This window comes from Rahnella sp. CJA17(1/100) (assembly GCF_963881615.1).
Taxonomy (GTDB): domain Bacteria; phylum Pseudomonadota; class Gammaproteobacteria; order Enterobacterales; family Enterobacteriaceae; genus Rahnella; species Rahnella aceris.
Map to the genome: position 1 here is coordinate 25,578 of NZ_CAWOJA010000033.1, position 16,692 is coordinate 42,269.

Genomic DNA, 16,692 nt, shown 5'->3' on the forward strand with positions numbered 1-16,692 from the left:
TGTCTGGTGTGCCGGAAACCTGCGTTGCATCAACATCTGCTGCTCAGTTTTCACGCAATTTATGCTTTCAGTCGTCTTACAGCTAATAAAAATCCTAATCAACGTTGGCCAGGAAAAATAACATGACCAGAACGGTATACCTTAACGGGGAGTTTGTTGCCGAGCATGACGCGAAGGTGTCGGTATTTGATCGCGGTTTCTTATTTGCTGATGCCGTCTATGAAGTCAGCGCCGTACTGAACGGCCGTCTGCTCGACAACGCGGCACATCTGGCGCGGCTTGCGCGTTCCTGTCAGGCGCTGAATCTGCGTCTGCCTTGCGCACTCAGCGATATTGAGACCCTGCAAAAGCGTCTGATTGCTGAAAACCATCTGGTGGAAGGGGCGGTGTATCTGCAAATCAGCCGCGGCAACAGCGGTGACCGTGATTTTGATTTCCCCGGCGAAAGCGTAACGCCAACTTTTCTGATGTTTACCCAGGCGCGGCCGCTGATAGATCACCCCAAATCGAAAAGCGGTATTCGCATGGTCTCCGTTGAGGATATCCGCTGGCAGCGTCGTGACATCAAAACCGTGGGTCTGCTGGCTCCGTGTCTGGCGAAAGAGTATGCCCACCAGCATAATGCCGATGACGCCTTACTGATCGAAAACGGCCTGATCACCGAAGCCAGTTCCAGCAATGCCTGGATCGTAGATGCTGATGGCACGCTGATCACCCGCCCGCTGAGCACGCACATTCTGCATGGCATCACCCGTCAGGCGCTGCTGGAACTGGCGAAGCATCATGATATTCGCTTCGAGGAACGCCCGTTCACGCTCGATGAAGCACAAAATGCGCGGGAGATCTTTATCAGCTCGGCAACGACCTTTATCTGGCCGGTGATCGCACTGGACGGTAAGCCGGTCGGGGACGGAAAACCAGGTGCCGTCGCCGCAAAATTGCGGGCGATTTATGTGCAAATGGCGGTGGAAGCGACGAGCCGGTAATTAACGTCAACGGAAGACGGCTCCTCCCCCTGCGAAGGGGGAGGATGGGAGGGAGCGTTACGGTTGTCGCTGTGTACAGACGCGAACGTTTTTAACCTGGAAAATAATCTCTCATCGCTTATTTATTTTAATGATAAAAATGACGCCATCATTTATTGAAAATGATTTACCGGTTGATTGCGCCGTTTCTCTCTTGTGACTAATTTTTTGAAGGCAGGGGCAATGGAATAATGCCCACCTTCGGAATTCATCACAGGAGAGGCATTTTGAAATCAATCATTAAATTCAGCGTCGCGATGTTTATTGTCGTGATGACAATGACCGCGTGTTCCACACATCAGTACGACCTGACGTTAGATAATCAAATTACCGAGTTCGAAATTAAAGCTGACCGGCAATTTGTGACCTGGACTGCGCAGGCAATGGCTGACAATACACAACCCGCCGTGCCGGTGGTTGCCTGCCAGGCTGAGCCCGTGGCGGCAGGGCAAACACTTTCACTGATTTCTCCCCTTTCTGAACCCGACAGTCAGTTCTTCAATTCCGCGGAAACCGATCTGGCGTTGATTGAATCCCGCACCAAAGCCTTAAATAACAATCCTGCGATTGATCAGCAGATATTCGGCCTGAGAAATATCTTCTATCAGATCAAATATAAAAAGCAGCATTGTTCGCAACAGGATTCTCCGGCGTATATCGCTATTCAGCGTAAACAGGTTTCCGTGATTATGCAGTCAATGCTGACGTATGAGCGGGTATTAAAAAATGGCTCAGGCACATCGCAAAAATAATAAAGGTGAACAGGATGAGTGATATTTTTGATTTAAGAGACCGCGCAATCAATGCGGCAAAAGCTTCACTGGGCGCAAACTGGAATACGGTGGCAAGCAGTGCCGTCCCGCAGATTGAAGCCTTACTTCAGCTGACATGGGAGATTGAAAAGGGCAAAGGCAGTTTCCGTTCGGGGGAGTATGAATCTTTGCTGGCGACTCAAAAATCCACTTTCGTGGCAGTGCTGACCACCTATGAAGCGATCAGCGCAGAGATAGCCTGGCAGGCGCTGAATGCGGTCTTTGACGTGATTTTGAGCGGCGTGCGCAACGTCCTGTAAAAACGATCTTGCGGCGGGCGAGTCTAAAATTATCTTTATCGATAACCATTTTCATTTAGACTGACGGACTTGCCCGCCGCCGGGCCGTTTCTATGAGGATGTCTGATGCTCCGCCGTTTCTTCTCTTATTACGCGCCCTATAAAAAACTGTTCTTCCTAGACTTCGGGTGCGCCATTCTGGCCGGATTGCTGGAACTGGGCTTTCCGATGGCGATCAAAACCTTCATCGATAAGTTGCTGCCCGCACACGACTGGGTGCTGATTATCGGCGCGACGGTCGGTCTGTTGCTGATTTATCTGTTCAATACTGCGCTGATGGCGATCGTCAACTACTGGGGACACGCGCTGGGCGTCGGGATTGAAACCGACATGCGTCGCGAAGCGTTCAGCCATCTGCAGAAACTGTCATTCCGTTATTACGACAATACCAAAACCGGTCACATCATTACCCATGTCACCAAGGATCTGGAGGAAGTGGGCGAAGTGGCACACCACGGGCCGGAGGATGTATTTATCGCGGTGATGACCTTTATCGGCGCGTTCATTCTGATGGCGACAGTGCATGTCCAGCTGGCGCTGATGACCATCATTATTGTGCCTGCGATGACCTGGATGGTCAGTCGCTACGGTGCGCAGATGACTGAAACCTGGCGGCGCCTGTTCGGCCAGGTGGGTAATTTTAACGCACGTATAGAAGAAAGCATCGGCGGCATTCGTGTGGTGAAAGCCTTCGCTAACGAAGCGCATGAGCAAAAACTGTTTGCTTCTGACAACGATAATTACCGCACGACGAAACTGAAAGCCTATCAGATCATGACTGCCAGCCTGACACTGAGCTATCTGAGTACGCGTCTGGTTCAGTTGATCGTGATGGTCGCCGGAACCTGGTACGTGATTAATGATCAGCTGACTTACGGCGGATTCGTGGGGTTCCTGCTGCTGGTGGAAGTGTTTTTCCGTCCGGTGGCAAAAATCAGTTCGGTACTGGAAAGCTATCCGAAAGGGATTGCTGGTTTCAAACGCTTCACGCAGCTTATTGATACCGCGCCGGATATCACGGACCGGCCGGGCGCTCAGGTGGTCAGCCATCTGCGCGGCGATATTCATTATGACAACGTGGTGTTCGGCTATACGTCAGTCAGCAAAATTCTCAATGGCATCACGCTTTCTATTAATGCCGGAGAAACACTGGCATTCGTCGGGCCTTCCGGTGCGGGAAAAACCACCTTGTGTTCGCTGCTGCCCCGTTTTTATGAGCTGGACAGCGGCAGTATCACCATCGATGGCATTGATATCCGCGACATGACGCAGACCTCGTTGCGTCATAACATCGGCATCGTGCAGCAGGATGTGTTTCTGTTTGGCGGGACGATCCGCGAGAACATTGCTTACGGTAAGCTCGGTGCCAGCGAAGCAGAAATCCGCCTGGCTGCCAGCAGCGCACGCCTTGATGACGTCATTGACGCACTGCCGCTGGGCATGGACACGGTGATTGGCGAGCGGGGCGTGAAGCTTTCCGGCGGGCAGAAGCAACGCCTGTCGATTGCGCGGATTTTCCTGAAAAACCCGCCAATCCTGATCCTCGACGAAGCCACGTCTGCACTGGATACTGCCACCGAGCAGGCTATCCAGCAGTCGCTGGCGGAGCTTTCTGAGGGACGGACCACGCTGGTGATTGCCCATCGTCTGGCGACGATTCAGAACGCTGACCGTATTATCGTGGTCGATAAAGAAGGCATTGTTGAGCAGGGTACGCATGAATCACTGCTGGCTCATCAGGGGCGTTATGCACAACTCCACGCCGCACAGTTCCGTTAATTTTTGTACCCTCTCCTGCAAAGGAGAGGGTTGGAACGGCGAAATAATCGCCACTCAAAAGTAAAGCCTCCCCAAAAAATTCCCTATCCTTCTCAAGTCTGCCCTCTCTTTTAATATTTTCTTTTTAGTAAAAGCCCGTTTTGAATAAAAATGATGCGATTCGGGCAGGTAAAAATATTCACTTTCGTTCAATTCAATCACGCAGGTCATTATTATTTCCTTTAATTTGACTTTATTTTGCTCAATATCTTTAGCGAAAATCCTAATTCTAAAAAAATTGCGTAGTACAAAAATCTTATGGCTGCTTTTTCTATTAATGTGATAATGAACTTACCCTTGTGATAATTACCCTGCTATGCACCATTTAAATGCAACGCGTCTAAATTCCTCCATAATTCATTAACGATTGTTAACAGATAAAAACCTTTTGATAAAGGTGATCTCGGTTGCAATAACTTTACAATGCGAGACCTGTTTTGCACCAAATAAATGCACCGCACCGTTGTGGTGCAAAACGTTATGCTAAAAGCGCATATAATCAGGGGGTTAGCGGCTTATAACAGAAATATTATGTTACAACTATTTACGCAAAAAAGACTTAATGAGGCGAACTTTTTCATTTTAACTTTTCGTGCTCAGTGTTAAGGTTCGAATCGTTTTACAGACAGACGTATTTCAAAACATGTACAAATACTCACAGCCCGATATTCCAGATATATAAAAGAAAGCGGGCATGAGAACTCCTTTATAAAAAATCAAGGAAACTTAAATAATGATGAAGCGCAGTGTGTTGGCCTTAGCGGTCTCTTTAATTGCAGTGGGATCTACCGCAAACGCGAGTGAAATCTATAATAAAGACGGTAACAAACTGGACCTGTATGGTCGTGTAACCGCTAAGCATTATTTCTCCGATGATAAAAGTTCTGACGGCGACATGACTTATGCGCGTCTGGGCTTTAAAGGCGAAACTCAAATTAACGACACACTGACCGGTTATGGCCAGTGGGAATATAACATTCAGGCTAACCACGCAGAATCTCAGGGCGACCTGGGCAATAAAACCCGTCTGGGCTTTGCGGGTCTGAAAGTGAAAGATTTCGGTTCTATCGATTTCGGTCGTAACTACGGTGTGGTTTACGACGCACTGGGCTTCACCGATATGCTGCCTGAGTTTGGTGGTGATACTGCTAACAATGACAACTTCATGGTGGGTCGTTCAAGTGGTCTGGCAACTTACCGTAACCAGGACTTCTTCGGTCTGGTTACCGGCCTGAACATCGCCCTGCAATACCAGGGTAAAAACGAAAACGACGGTCGTTCAGCGTCTAAAGGCAACGGCGACGGTTACGGCGCATCCATCGATTATGAAGATATCGCAGGTTCCGGCATCGGTGCAGTTATTGCGGGTTCTTCTTCTGACCGTACTAACGCACAAACCAACGCCACAATCGGCGCTGGCGACAAAGCTTCTGCATGGGCAACTGGCCTGAAATATGACGCTCACCAGATTTATCTGGCAGCGATGTACAACGAAACCCGTAACCAGGCGCCAGTCACCGTGGGCACCACGAGCGGCTACGCTAACAAAACTCAGGGTTATGAGTTAGTTGCGCAGTATCAGTTCGAAAACGGTCTGCGTCCTTCAATCGGTTACGTGCAGTCTAAAGCGAAAGATGTTGAAGGTGTGGGTGATGCGGACCTGGTTAAATACTTCGAAATCGGTGCGACTTACTACTTCAACAAAAACATGTACACCTATGTTGACTACATGATCAACCAGATCGATGACAACAACAAACTGGGCGTAAGCTCTGACGACATCGTTGCTGTAGCACTGACTTACCGCTTCTAAGTTAGTGAACTAAATTATTACCCCATTCTGTGTCTGAAAAAGGTAATCGCAAAGGCAGAGTTCATTGGCTCTGCCTTTTTTTATACCTGTGATTTCGTGTAATGCCTCCCATGCCGCCCCGTTTCTCTTCTCAAATAACCACAATAAATTCATATATCTAAGTCTATAGCCTGAGGTTATACCCCAGACCCAAACAAGTATTCGTCAGCCGCTTTCTCCCGTGGAATATTCTCTGCAGTCTGATTAAAACCCCATTCAAAAAAATAGACCCCGGAGAAACTGACATGCAGCAAATTCCAAAGCCGTATCTTTTATTTCTTGGTGATGTGATGGATCCGCTGGCGGCAAAAACAGCGCGCGGTATTCACGTCTGGCGTCCTGAAGCTTGCGTCGGACAAATTCGTCTGGCGACGGATTCTGTGTCCTTAGGGTTGCCGGATCTGGATATCGCCACGGCGAAAGCGCAGGGCGCGAAAACCATGGTGCTGGGCACCGCAAATTCAGGCGGTAAATTACCGGCACACTGGATTGATTCGATCAAAGCGGCCATCAGCGCCGGTCTGAATGTGGCGAACGGTCTGCATCAGGGGCTGAACGACATTCCTGAGCTGGTTGCGCTGGCCGCTGAAAATAATGTGCAACTGTTCGATGTGCGCCACATGCAACCGGCGCTGGATACCGGCACCGGCATGAAACGTAGCGGCAAACGCATTCTGACTGTCGGCACAGATTGCTCGGTCGGCAAAATGTACACCTCGCTGGCGCTTGAAGCGGCCATGCGTGAGCTGGATTTGAACGCTGATTTCCGCGCTACCGGCCAGACCGGCGTGCTGGTGGCCGGTGCCGGTATTGCCATTGATGCGGTGATTGCCGACTTCATTTCCGGTGCTGTCGAAGCGCTTTCCCCGGCGAACGATGACGATCACTGGGACATCATTGAAGGTCAGGGCTCGCTGTATCACCCGTCTTTTGCCGGTGTCAGCATGGGATTGATTCATGGCGCACAGGCACATTTATTAGTGATGTGTCACGAGCTTGGTCGTCCGCATATGCGCCATCTGCCACATCAGTTTATGCCCACGCTGCGTCAGTGTCTCGATACCAATCTGGCGGCGGCCAGCCTGACCAGTCCTGGCGTAAGACTCGCCGGTTTCTCGCTTAACACCTCCTCCGTCAGTGAAGAAGAAGCCAAAATCGCACTGGCGGAAATCAGCGAAGAATTCGGCGTACCGGCCACCGATCCGGTGCGTTTCGGTATCAAAAATATCGCGCAATGGATCAAGGAAAACGCCTGATGATCCAGATGACTTTCCAGTCCGTTGAACTGCCGCTGGCAAAACCATTTGCGATTTCCCGTGGTATCCGCACCGCCGTCACGGTGGTACGTGTTTCCCTGACGGACGGTGAATTTACCGCCGTCGGGGAATGCACACCGACCGCGCATTATCAGGAATCCCCGCACAGCGTTTGCGAGCAACTGGAACTTATCCGTCCGCAGGTTGAACAGGGACTGAGCCGCGAGGCGCTGCAACAGGCGTTGCCGGTTGGCTCAGCGCGCAATGCCCTCGATTGTGCAATGTGGCGTCTCGATGCGGCAAAACAGGGCAAAGACCTGTGGCAACTGCTTGATATGCCTAAGCCTGTTTCGGTGATTACCGCCGAAACCCTGAGTCTGGATTCGCTGGAAAATATGGCCAATGCCGCCGCCGTGGCAGTTGCCGGTGGCGCGAAGTTGCTGAAAATCAAACTCGACCGCGAGCAGATTATCGAGAAAGTGGCCGCCATCCGCGCCACGGCACCGCAGGCTACGCTGGTGGTGGACGCTAACGAATCCTGGCTGGGTTTGGATCTCGACAGCCTGTTTCAGGCGCTGCATGAATTCAACGTGGCGATGATCGAACAACCCCTTCCTGCCGGTAATGACAAAGATCTGGTGCGTTGTTTGCATCCTGTTCCTGTCTGCGCCGACGAAAGCTGTCATGAGCGTGCGGATATTGCAGGGCTGCGCGACCGTTACGAGATGGTCAATATCAAGCTCGACAAATGTGGTGGCCTGACAGAAGCGCTGGCCATGACCGATGTGGCACGGCAGTTCAATCTGCGCATTATGGTCGGTTGCATGCTGGGCTCATCCATTGCAATGGAGGCGGCGCTGCCGGTAGCGGTGCAGGCGGAACGTGTCGATCTTGATGGCCCGATCTGGCTGGCGCAGGACGCTGAACCGGCATTGCGCTATGAAAACGGTGAAGTCTGGCTTTAACAGTTCAACTTATAAAGGAGGCGTTTATTGATGACAGTGCCCATTTTGCAGATTAACGATTTGTCGGTGACATTTTCCGGCCGGCAGGGCAAAACGCAGGCGCTGAAAGGCGTTTCCTTCTCTATTAATAAAGGTGAAGTGGTGGCGGTGGTGGGCGAAAGCGGATCCGGTAAGTCCGTCACTTCACTGAGTGTCATGGGTTTGCTGCCGGATTCGGCGCACGTCGATGCGGGAAGTATCGAGTTTTTTGGCCGCAACGGCAAATGTCATACCCTGACGTCGCTGTCGGCAGAATCGCGCCGCAAACTGCGCGGGCAGGAAATGTCGATGATTTTTCAGGAGCCGATGACCTCGCTCAATCCGGTGCTGCGTGTAGGCGATCAGCTTACCGAAGGGCTGCTGGATCACGGCATGGCGAATAAAGCCACGGCGCTGAACAAAGCCCGCGAGCTGCTGAAACAGGTTCGTATTCCTGACGTTGAACGTATCCTGAAATGTTATCCGCATGAACTTTCCGGCGGAATGCGTCAGCGCGTGATGATTGCGCAGGCGCTGGCCTGCGATCCGGCGCTGCTGATTGCCGACGAACCCACGACGGCGCTGGATGTCACGGTACAGGCGCGTATCCTGCAAATTCTGCGCGACCTGCAACAGGGCACCGATATGTCGGTTCTGTTTATCACCCATGACATGGGCGTGGTGGCGGAAATTGCCGATCGGGTGGTGGTGATGTATCAGGGCCAGGTGGTGGAGCAGGGCAGTGTGACGGAAATTTTCGCCAACGCACAGCATCCTTATACCCGCGCCTTGCTGGCCGCCGTACCGAAACTGGGCGACATGCAGGGGCTGAAATGGCCGCGCCGCTTCCCGCTGTTAAGAGATAAAACCGGCCAAAATATTTCGCCAGAAAAGCAATCGGTTGCAGGTGATCATCCTCACATTTCAGCGGGTGATGGCGATCAGAAAACCGCCAACTACGATGCGCCGCCGTTGCTCGATGTGCGCGGGTTGCGTGTCTGTTACCCGATCCGCTCCGGCGTGTTGTCACGCGTGACCAAAGAAGTCCACGCCGTGGAACAAATCGACTTCTCTATCTGGCCGGGCGAAACGCTGGCACTGGTAGGCGAGAGCGGTTGCGGCAAATCCACTACCGGTCGCGCGATTTTGCGGCTGGTGGGCAGCGAATCCGAAAGCATTCACCTCGAAGGTAAAGAAATTACCCTGATGCGCGACACCCCGTTTCAGGCTGTCCGTCGTCAGATCCAGATGGTGTTTCAGGATCCCTACGCCTCGCTCAATCCGCGTCTGACCGTCGGGTTTTCCATTGCCGAACCTTTATTACTGCATGGCCTGAAAAAGTCTCTGGCTGATGCTACGCCGGTGGTCAATCAGTTGCTGAAAAGCGTCGGACTTGAACCTTCCCATGCGCGGCGCTATCCGCACGAATTCTCCGGCGGGCAACGTCAGCGTATTGCCATCGCGCGCGCCATGGCATTGCAGCCACAGGTGATTATTGCCGACGAGGCCGTGTCGGCGCTGGATGTATCGATTCAGGCGCAGGTGGTTAATCTGATGATGGATCTTCAGCGTGATACCGGCGTTGCCTGGCTGTTTATTTCGCATGACATGGCGGTGGTGGAGCGGATCGCCAACCGGGTGGCGGTGATGTACAGCGGACAGATTGTCGAGATTGGCCCGCGTGACGCCGTGTTTAGTAATCCTAAACACCCATATACCCAACGCCTGCTCAGTTCGGTACCGGTGGCGGATCCGACGCAACGTGTTTTACGCAATTTTGATGATGTGGAAGTGAAATCGCCGGTGCATCCGGCGGGTGTACAGATAGAAAAACTCAAATATTCCCGCGTCAGTGAACATCACTGGGTTGCACAGGGATAACTCAACATTCTTTTTTGGGACACACAGGAGAACACCATGCATTCGACCTTAGTGCGTAAAAGCCTGCTTGCCGCCGGACTGGCGCTTTGTTTTGCGGCGTCGGCTCAGGCCAAAGATCTGCGTATTTCCATGTATGCCGACGTGACCGGTTTTGACCCGCACGACACCACAGATACGCTGAGCTATTCCATTCAGAGCGGTATTTTTGAACGCCTGTTCCAGTTCGACAGCAAAATGGCCGTTGTGCCGGTGCTGGCGACGGATTACACCAGTAACAGCGATGCGACCGAATTCACCGTTAATCTTCGCCACGATGTGACTTTCCAGGACGGCACGCCGTTCAATGCTGATGCGGTAAAAGCCAACCTGGATCGGCTGGCCAATCCGGCCAATCATCTGAAACGTAACTCGCTGTTCAGCATGATCAAATCCGTTGATGTGGTCAGTCCGTATCAGGTAAAAATCACCCTCAACAAACCGTTTGGCGCGATGATCAACACCCTGGCGCACCCGTCGGCGGTGATGCACAGCCCGGCTTCGTTAAAGCAATACCCGAACGAACAGGATCTGAGTGTGCATCCGGTCGGCACTGGTCCGTTTAAGTTTGTGGAATGGCAGCAGGGTAAAGACGTCAAACTGGTGAAATACGACAACTACTGGCAGAAAGGCTGGCCGAAAGTAGATTCCGTCACGCTTTACCCGACGCCGGAAGATTCCACGCAGGTGGCGAAACTGAAGTCCGGCGGCGTGGACGCGGTGTATCCGCTGCCGTCCGATCTGGTGGATACCGTGAAGAGCGATCCGAAGCTGGATATTGCGCAGGATCCGAGCATCTATCTGTATTACATCGCCTTCAATACGCAGAAAAAAGAGTTCTCTGACGTGCGTGTCCGTCAGGCGATTAACTACGCTATTGACCGTAATCTGTGGCTGAAAGTCGGTTTCGCCGGTCTGGGTTCGCCGTCCACCTCACCGCTGCCGAAAAACGTTCAGTTCTATCAGAAACAAACCACGCCGGATTACAGCTATAACATCGCTAAAGCCAAAGCGCTGATGAAAGAAGCCGGTTACGAGAAGGGCTTCGACGTTGAAATGTGGAGCTCGAACAAAACCGACCGTATCCGCAGTGCGCAGTTCCTGAAACAACAACTTTCACTGATCGGCGTGCGCGTCAAACTGGTGCCGATGGATTCCGGTTCGCTTAACCAGCGTCTGTGGAGCACACCGAAACCGGCGGATGCCAAAGTGGAAATGTACTACGGCGCATGGTCGGCCTCTACCGGCGATGCAGACTGGGCGTTGCGTCCGCTGTTTGCCACCGAATCCTGGATCCCTTCTGCCTATAACGTCTCTTATTACAGCAACAAGCAGGTTGATGCGGCGATCACCGCCGGTCTGCAAACGGCTGATGTGGAAAAACGTAAAGCCGCCTATGCCGATGCGCAAAAACTGCTGTGGGCAGATGCGCCGGTGGCCTATCTCGGCGTGCCGGACAACCTGGTCGGTAAGAGCAAAGACCTTTCCGGCGTCTACATGCTGGCCGACGGCTCACTGATTTTTAATCAGGCACAATTCAAGTAATTTTTTGCTCCTCCCCCTGCGAAGGGGGAGGCTGGGAGGGGGTTTAGCAGGCAACTTCAGATTCAGAGTTGCCATTAATACCCCACCCCAACCCTCCCCATCGCAGGGGAGGGAGTTTACTGAATTCAGGGAATCACTTTTATGCTGACCTATTTTATCCGCCGGATACTGGAAATGATCCCCGTTTTACTGGTGGTGTCATTACTGGTTTTCGGCTTTATCAAGCTGCTGCCGGGTGACCCTGCGCGTATTTACGCCGGTCAGGATGCGCCGATTGAGGCGGTTGAGTCAGCACGGCAACTGCTTGGTCTGAATGATCCGCTGCCTGCGCAGTACTGGCACTGGCTGGACGGCATGATTCACGGCGATCTGGGCACCACTTACCGCACGCGTCAGCCGGTGTTAAGTGTGATTGAAAGCGGGTTTATGCCGACATTGCTGCTGGCGCTGGCGGGCTTTGCCTGGTCAGTGGTGCTGGGGCTGGTGATTGGCGTGGTGTCTGCGCTCAAACGTGGAAAATGGCAGGACTGGACGCTGATGAGCATGGCGGTCGGCGGCATTTCCATGCCGCCATTCTGGCTCGGATTGTTGCTTATCCAGTTTGTCGCCATGCCGTTCGGGATATTTGCCGTCAGCGGATTTAATCAGCCCGCTGACATTATCTTACCGGCGATCACCCTGGGTTCCTCGGTGGCGGCAGTCATGGCGCGTTTCACCCGCTCAGCATTTCTCGACGTGGCGCAGGAAGATTATGTGCGCACCGCCAACGCCAAAGGATTACGCGCGCGTCTGGTGACGTGGAAACACATCATGCGTAATGCGCTGATCCCGATTATCACCATGCTTGGCCTGCAATTTGGCTTCCTGCTCGGTGGCTCGATCATTGTCGAAAGCGTGTTCAGCTGGCCGGGGCTGGGCTGGTTACTGATCGAATCCATCAAAACGCAGGATCAGCCGGTGATTCAGGCACTGGTCATGTTGTTCGTGTTTGAATTTATTCTGATAAACCTGCTGGTTGATCTGCTGTACGCGGTGGTCAATCCTGCTATCCGTCTGCGTTAGGAGCTGCTCATGACCGATCCTGTCTCTCCTCCGGGAGATATCCAAGCGGCTGCGGTAGCCTCGCAAAACGATGATATCCGCTCGCCGTGGTACGACTTTTTTCACACCTTTATCCGTCATCCGATGGCACTGGTCTCAGGCGGATTCATTCTGCTGCTGGTGCTTGTTGCGGTGTTCGCGCCGTGGCTGGCACCTTTTGACCCGATGACACCAGACTGGATGGCACTCGGTGTCGGTCCGACACCAGAACACTGGTTCGGCACCGACGACTTGGGAAGAGATGTCCTCAGCCGCATCATCTATGGTGCGCGTATCTCCCTTTATGTCGGTATTTTTTCGGTCACGCTCGGCATGATTGCCGGTGTGTTACTCGGACTGCTGGCCGGATATTACGGCCGCTGGCTGGATATGCTGATCATGCGCGGCTCCGACGTGCTGTTCGCTTTTCCGGGCATGTTGCTGGCCATTGCAGTCGTGGCTATTCTCGGTCCGGGGCTGAACAACGTGATCATCGCGGTCGCGGTATTCAGCGTGCCGGTGTTTGCCCGCATCGTGCGCGCTGCTACGTTATCGATTAAACAAAGCGCCTATGTCGAAGCCGTTCGCTGCGTCGGCGCGCCGGACAGGGTGGTGATTTTGCGTCATATCCTGCCGGGCACGCTCTCAAACGTCATCGTCTATTTCACCATGCGTATTGGCACCAGTATCCTGACCGCAGCCAGCCTGAGTTTTATCGGTCTGGGGCCGGAACCGGATGTGCCGGAGTGGGGCAATATTCTGGCGATGAGCCGTAATATGATGATGGCGGGCAAATGGAACGTCAGCGTGTTCCCGGGGCTGGCGATATTCCTCACGGTTCTGGCATTTAATCTGCTCGGCGACGCGCTGCGTGACACGCTGGATCCTAAACTGAAAAAGTAATAGTCACCGAACAGCTGAAACGGAAAACTGATGCATCCGCAACAACATGAAGATGAATTTCAGCAGCAGGCGCTGTCTGCCTTGCTGCAACGCTGGCGGACGTCGCGCCAGATTTTCCGCCCGCGCTTCCCGTGCGGTGCCACCAATTCACTGACTGATGTGACCGGCGTGACTGTCGGACACAGCACGCTGGCCGCCGGAGATGTGCAGACCGGTGTCACCGCCATTGTGCCGCCCGGCGATAATCTGTATGAAAAGCCGTTGCCCTGTGGCGTGGCGGTGTTAAACGGTTTCGGCAAACCGATGGGGCTGATTCAGGTGATGGAACTGGGCGAACTGCAAACGCCGGTTCTGCTCAGCAATACCTTCGCCACCGGCACGTTATTTAATGCGCTGGTGAAACGCAGTTGTCAGCAATTCCCGCAGATTGGCCGTCCTGATGCCACCATTAATCCGGTTATCCTCGAGTGCAATGATTTCTATCTTAATGATATTCAGGCGATGGCGGTGAGTGAAGACGACGCGCTGACCGCACTCGACGGCGCGACAAAAACCTTCGCCCGTGGCAGCGTGGGTGCCGGACGTGGCATGAGCAGCTTTGGCTTAAAAGGCGGCATCGGCACCGCCTCGCGCTGGTGCGAAACGCTAAACGCAACATTAGGCGTACTGGTGCTGGCGAACTTCGGCAAACTCTCTGACCTGACGCTTGACGGCGTGCGTGCCGGCGAAGCCATCACCCAAATCCTGCCGCAACTGGCGCCGCAGGTGGACGCCGGTTCGGTGATTATTGTGATGGCCTGCGATTGCTATCTCGACAGCCGTCAGCTCGGACGTATCGCCAAACGCGCCGGTGCCGGGTTAGGGCGTCTGGGCAGTTACTGGGGGCATGGCTCAGGGGATATCGCGCTGGCATTTTCGACGCAACGTGACGGTGTCACATTACCGGATGCCGAACTTGAGCCTTTACTGGCACTGGCGGCAGACGCCACAGAACACGCTATTATTGATGCCTTACTGAGTGCTGAAACCGTTTGCGGATTCGACGGACATTACCGGCCGGGGTTGAGTGAAGTATTAGATAATCTGGCGAACTAGCCTGGCTCCTTCCCCTCTCACGAGGGGAAGGCTGGGATGGGGTGTGGGTTTAGCCTCCGTCTGGTAACCAAACCAAAAAGGGAACGACTGATGAAAGTGTTTATCTCTGCGGACATTGAAGGTATTGCGGGTGTCATGCGTCCTGAGCAGTGCAGCCCGGGGAATTCAGATTACGAGGCCGCCCGTGCACTGATGGAAGGCGAAGTTAACGCCGCCATCGACGGCGCTTTTGCCGGTGGCGCGATGGAAGTGACGGTGGCCGACAGCCACGCGATGATGCAAAACCTGCGCGCCGATAAAATCGATCCGCGAGCCAGGCTGGTACAGGGTAAACCGCGTGGTTTATCGATGGTCGAAGGGCTGCAACAACAGCAATACGACGGCCTGATGTTTGTCGGCTATCACACTGCCGCAGGCGAAAATGGTGTACTGGCGCACACCATCAATGGCCGCGCTTTTTACCGCGTTAAACTCAACGGCAACGTGGTCGGCGAAAGCGACTTATACGCCGCTGCCGGTGCGGAACTCAACGTGCCGTTATGGCTGGTGACCGGCGACGATCACCTCGAAACCTGGATCCGCCGCTATTACCCTGAATCGCAATATGTCTGCGTCAAACGGGCGATTTCCGCCAATGCCGCCGAATCCGACAGCCCGTCGATTGCCTGTGCCAAAATCCGTAAACAGGCGACCATTGCCGTCAGCAAACCTGCGCCGCTCACTGCCGGAAGATTCAGTGCGCCATACCATCTTGAACTGATGACTGCGAAACCGGTCCTGGCAGATTTATTCTGTCTGATCCCCGGCGTTGAGCGTCTCGATGCCGTCACCGTCGGTTATCACAGCCCGACCGTTGCTAATATTATCAGCCTGTTAAGTGCTTTCTCGTACTTAGCCACCACGCAGAAATAGGGCAGCAATGCGCTTACGCCACATCGAAGTGTTTCAGGCCGTGTTACAGGCGGGCAGCGTCAGCGGCGCGGCGCGCCTGCTGAACGTGTCGCAGCCGAATGTCAGCCGCGTGCTGAATCACGCTGAGCAGCAACTGGGTTTCACGCTGTTTGACCGTACACCGCAGGGGCTGATTGTGACGCCGGAAGGGCGGCGGTTAATGCCGGAAGTCGAAGCGTTATTCAGTCATATTCAGGCCATCGGTGAGCTGGCGGAACAGTTACGTCAGGGCGAAGGCCAGCATGTGCGCATTGGTTCGGCACACGCCCTCGGACACAGCGTGATGGCGCCGGTGCTGGTGGATTTCCGCCGTCAGACGCCCGGCGGCAGCGTCGAACTGGTGACCGGACATTTCAACACGCTGAGTCAGGACTTGCTGCAATACAAAATGGATTTCGCGCTGGCATTTGGCGAGCAGGCCACGCAGGAACTGGTTGCTGAGTCGATCTATCAGGCCAATATGGTCGCGCTCCTGCCCAAAGATTCCCCGGTCGAAGGGCCGGTAACGCTGGCGTGGCTGTGTGAAAACGATCTGCTGATGTTGCAGCAGCAGGATCCGCTGGGGCAGGTGCTCAACCGCGTCCTGCGCGAAAACGGTCTGATGCCGCACTCGGCGCTGTTTATCAAAACCTACTCGGTGATCGCCGACATGGTGCTGGCAGGCGGCGGTGTCGGCGTGGTGGATACGTTTACCGCCCGGCGGTATGTTGATCAACTGAAGATCGTGGCGGTAGTGGAACCCCTGCCGTTTGAGGTGATTTTGCTGAGCCGCCGGGATCAACCGGCGTCGCAGGCGGCGCTCAGGCTCAGACAACTGATTAAGCGGAAAGTGGGGGAGTTGAAAGGAGTGCCTTTCGATCCCGTTTAGTTTTTAATTTCAAATTCAAATTCAAATTCAAATTCAAATTCAAATTCAAATTCAAGGTCGTGGGCTCGCCGCCCACACTGGCCCAGAGGACGCGTAAGCGCGCGCCCTCTGGACTCCCGCGCTTTTTCACTGCGCGCTGTCGCTAGACACTATGTTTCAGTTGCCGCCGCGACAGGCTGGAAATCTTGCCGCTTTGCGGTTCCTTCTCTCGGTCCTGGAGCCTTGGGTCTCCAGGCCGCTCCGTTCAGCAAGATTTCTGAATCGCCCGCACGATCTTAAATTCAAAGG

The 16,692-nt window shown here is 53.7% G+C and carries 14 protein-coding genes; all 14 read left to right on the forward strand.

Annotated elements, in window-relative coordinates:
• The first annotated feature begins 122 nt into the window (after positions 1–122).
• Positions 123–986 (forward strand): D-amino-acid transaminase, encoded by an 864-nt coding sequence (locus AACU55_RS14860; protein WP_134705630.1) that lies wholly within the window; start codon positions 123–125, stop codon positions 984–986.
• A gap of 266 nt (positions 987–1,252) precedes the next feature.
• Entirely contained in the window at positions 1,253–1,777 is a 525-nt protein-coding gene (locus AACU55_RS14865; RefSeq protein WP_240785637.1) for a hypothetical protein, read from the forward strand.
• Positions 1,778–1,791: 14 nt separating this feature from the next.
• Complete coding sequence (locus tag AACU55_RS14870; protein WP_013575742.1) at positions 1,792–2,097, forward strand: hypothetical protein; 306 nt, start codon at positions 1,792–1,794, stop codon at positions 2,095–2,097.
• A gap of 105 nt (positions 2,098–2,202) precedes the next feature.
• Positions 2,203–3,915 carry an ABC transporter ATP-binding protein gene (locus tag AACU55_RS14875; protein WP_134705632.1) on the forward strand — a complete coding sequence of 571 codons (1,713 nt, stop codon included), beginning with the start codon at positions 2,203–2,205 and terminating at the stop codon, positions 3,913–3,915.
• A gap of 772 nt (positions 3,916–4,687) precedes the next feature.
• On the forward strand, positions 4,688–5,767 hold the full coding sequence (locus AACU55_RS14880) for a porin (RefSeq protein ID WP_037034404.1): 1,080 nt from the start codon (positions 4,688–4,690) through the stop codon (positions 5,765–5,767).
• Positions 5,768–6,051: 284 nt separating this feature from the next.
• Positions 6,052–7,062 (forward strand): N-acetyltransferase DgcN, encoded by a 1,011-nt coding sequence (dgcN, locus tag AACU55_RS14885; RefSeq protein WP_037034403.1) that lies wholly within the window; start codon positions 6,052–6,054, stop codon positions 7,060–7,062.
• Positions 7,062–8,027 (forward strand): N-acetyl-D-Glu racemase DgcA, encoded by a 966-nt coding sequence (gene dgcA, locus AACU55_RS14890; RefSeq protein WP_134705633.1) that lies wholly within the window; start codon positions 7,062–7,064, stop codon positions 8,025–8,027. The genes dgcN and dgcA overlap by 1 nt, the downstream gene beginning before the upstream one ends.
• 30 nt (positions 8,028–8,057) lie before the next feature.
• Complete coding sequence (locus AACU55_RS14895) at positions 8,058–9,926, forward strand: ABC transporter ATP-binding protein (RefSeq protein ID WP_134705634.1); 1,869 nt, start codon at positions 8,058–8,060, stop codon at positions 9,924–9,926.
• Between the two features lie 36 nt (positions 9,927–9,962).
• Positions 9,963–11,507: a glutathione ABC transporter substrate-binding protein gene (locus AACU55_RS14900; protein WP_134705635.1), complete on the forward strand. Its 1,545-nt coding sequence runs from the start codon at positions 9,963–9,965 to the stop codon at positions 11,505–11,507.
• A gap of 141 nt (positions 11,508–11,648) precedes the next feature.
• The gene (locus AACU55_RS14905) at positions 11,649–12,569 is read left to right on the forward strand and encodes an ABC transporter permease subunit (protein ID WP_037034399.1); all 921 of its coding nucleotides are present in this window, start codon (positions 11,649–11,651) and stop codon (positions 12,567–12,569) included.
• 9 nt (positions 12,570–12,578) lie between these two features.
• Positions 12,579–13,490 carry an ABC transporter permease subunit gene (locus AACU55_RS14910; protein ID WP_037034398.1) on the forward strand — a complete coding sequence of 304 codons (912 nt, stop codon included), beginning with the start codon at positions 12,579–12,581 and terminating at the stop codon, positions 13,488–13,490.
• A 30-nt stretch (positions 13,491–13,520) separates the two neighbouring features.
• Entirely contained in the window at positions 13,521–14,585 is a 1,065-nt protein-coding gene (locus tag AACU55_RS14915) for a DmpA family aminopeptidase (protein WP_134705636.1), read from the forward strand.
• Positions 14,586–14,675: 90 nt separating this feature from the next.
• On the forward strand, positions 14,676–15,497 hold the full coding sequence (locus AACU55_RS14920) for a M55 family metallopeptidase (RefSeq protein ID WP_112198744.1): 822 nt from the start codon (positions 14,676–14,678) through the stop codon (positions 15,495–15,497).
• 7 nt (positions 15,498–15,504) lie between these two features.
• Positions 15,505–16,404 (forward strand): LysR family transcriptional regulator, encoded by a 900-nt coding sequence (locus AACU55_RS14925; RefSeq protein WP_013575730.1) that lies wholly within the window; start codon positions 15,505–15,507, stop codon positions 16,402–16,404.
• Positions 16,405–16,692 lie beyond the last annotated feature (288 nt).